Here is a 2398-nt window from a genome sequence, read left to right on the forward strand (position 1 = left end):
TGTCAACGGCAGAGTAAAATCCGGCCACGTGGCGGCGCAAAACCAGGCCAATATTGGGGTGCCGAGCGCCATGGCGCGCGCGCTCCACAAATAGCTGGCGCGTGCCATGGCGCTTTGGCCCGGAGGGCCAATCCTGCGACGGGTGATCAGGTGGCGACGTCGGCCTTTCGGGCGCGGCTCTGCCCGAGCCGATAGCTGTCGCCGTTCATCTCGAGGATGGTGACATGGTGGGTCAGCCTGTCGAGCAGAGCGCCGGTCAGGCGCTCGGTGCCGAATGTCTCCGTCCACTCGTCGAACGGCAGATTGCTGGTGATCATCGTGGAGCCGCGCTCGTAGCGCTGCGAGATCAGCTCGAACAGCAGCTCGGCGCCGGTCTTGGACAGCGGCACGAAGCCCAGCTCGTCGATGATCAGCAATTTGACAGCGGCCAACTGCTTTTGCAGACGGAGCAGACGGCGCTCGTCGCGGGCCTCCATCAGTTCGTTGACCAGCGCCGCGGCGGTGGTGAAGCTGACCGACATGCCCTTCTGGCAGGCGGCCAGCCCCAGCCCGAGAGCAACATGGGTCTTGCCCGTGCCGCTGGGCCCGAGGGCGATGACGTTCTCACGCCGGTCGACCCATTCGCAGCGGGCAAGCTCCAGCACCTGCATCTTGTTGAGCTTCGGGATCGCCTTGAAGTCGAAGCTGTCGAGGCTCTTGGTGGCCGGGAACTTCGCGGCCTTGATCCGGCGCTCGACCATCCTGCGTTCGCGGTCGATCAGTTCCAGCTCCACCAGGCGGGCCAGGAACTGGACATGGTCCAGCCCCTCCGCGGCGCACTGGCGCGCCAGCTTCTCATACTCCCGCAGGAAGGTGGGCAGCTTCAGCGTCTTGAGGTGATCCGCGAGCAGGATCTTCGGAGCCGCGGTCATGCCGCATCCCCCGACAGCAGGGCCATGTAGCTGGCCGCCGACGTCGTCGCGACATCGGCACGCGGCAGGTAGGGATAGACGTCGAGGTCCAGCCTCGGCGGCCGCCTCTCGACGTGGCAGAGGACGAGGTGCTTCACGGCGTCGAAGCCGACCGCGCCCAGTTGCAGCGCCTTCTTCACGGCGGCCTGGAGATCGTCGACGTCGAAGGTCTCCAGTAGGCGAAGAACTTGCACGTATTCGCGGCGCCCGGCCTTGATCATCCGCGCTTCCATCAGGCGGCGCAGGGTCGCGAACTCCGGCGGAAGGTCCCACTCGGCCAAGGGCGCCGCCTGGTCCAGGGCGTTGATCTTACGCTCGATGAGCGGAAGGTAATGCACCGGATCGAAGACCGTGTCCTCGCGGTCGTAGCAGCGTGGATGACGGGCGACGACTTCGCCGCCGCAGCCGATTACGACGGCGTCGACATAGGCCCTGATCCAGACGTCGCGATGGCCATAAGCCACGGGCACCGAGTAGTCGTTCGTCTTGTAGCGCACCAGGGCCTGGGAGCTGACCCGTCCGGTGGCCTGGTCGCAGGCATCGAACGGCGCCGCCGGCAGATCGGCCATGGCGGCCAGATCGCGGGCGAGCCGTTCCCCGATCGTCTCGGACTGGCCGCGCAGGACGTCCGCCTGCCGCCTGCGGCACTGCTCCTCGAGGTAGGCGTTGAACGCGTCCCAGGTCGCGAACCGCGGGACCGGCACCATGAAGTTGCGGCGGGAGAAGCCGACCAGCCCCTCCACATTGCCCTTGTCGTTCCCTTTCCCGGGGCGGCCGTAGCGATCGCGGAGCAGGTAATGCGATAGGAACCCGCTGAAGAGCGTGGCCCGCTGGCGCGTGCCGTCCGGCAGGATCTTCGCCACCAAGCATCGGTCGTTGTCGTAGACGACCGAGATGGGCACCTTGCCGAAGAACGCGAAGGCGTGGACATGGCCATCGACCCAGGCTTCCGCCGTCGCCGCCGGATAAGCACGCACGAAGCAGGCATCGCTGTGCGGCAGGTCCAGGACGAAGAAATGTGCCTTCTGCTCGATCCCGCCGATGACGACCACCGCCTCGCCGAAGTCGGCCTGAGCATGGCCGGGCGGATGCGCCAATGGCACAAACACCTCGCGACCGCGCCGTTCGCGCTGACGCATGTAGTCCTTCACGATCGTGTAGCCGCCGGTGAACCCGTGCTCGTCGCGGAGCCGCTCGAACACCCGCTTCGCCGTGTGTCGTTGCTTGCGATGGACCTCCCGATCGCCTTCGAGCCAGTCGTCGATGATCCCGGTGAATGCATCCAGCTTCGGCCGCTTCGCCGGGGCCGTGCGCCGGTATCCAGGCGGAACCGAGAACGCCATCATCTTGGCCACGCTGTCGCGGGAGATGTTGAAATGCCGCGCCGCCTGCCGCCGGCTCATGCCCTCCGCACAGGCCAGCCGAACCTTCCGATACAAGTCCACGGT

At 66.4% G+C, this 2398-nt stretch carries 2 protein-coding genes; both read right to left on the minus strand.

The genetic code is table 11. The features are described 5' to 3' along the window. Positions 1-146: 146 nt before the first annotated feature. Positions 147-911 carry an IS21-like element helper ATPase IstB gene (gene istB / locus Q1A87_RS23305; RefSeq protein WP_299657197.1) on the minus strand — a complete coding sequence of 255 codons (765 nt, stop codon included), beginning with the start codon at positions 909-911 and terminating at the stop codon, positions 147-149. Beyond that, the gene (gene istA / locus Q1A87_RS23310; protein WP_299657200.1) at positions 908-2395 is read right to left on the minus strand and encodes an IS21 family transposase; all 1488 of its coding nucleotides are present in this window, start codon (positions 2393-2395) and stop codon (positions 908-910) included. Before istA ends, istB begins: the two co-directional genes overlap by 4 nt. Positions 2396-2398: the final 3 nt, after the last annotated feature.

It is taken from the genome of uncultured Jannaschia sp. (genome assembly GCF_947494055.1).
Lineage (GTDB): Bacteria > Pseudomonadota > Alphaproteobacteria > Rhodobacterales > Rhodobacteraceae > Jannaschia.

Excerpts from the sequence above, each read along its gene's own strand:
- istB (WP_299657197.1), bottom strand. The coding sequence starts at position 911 with ATGACCGCGGCTCCGAAGATCCTGCTCGCGGATCACCTCAAGACGCTG.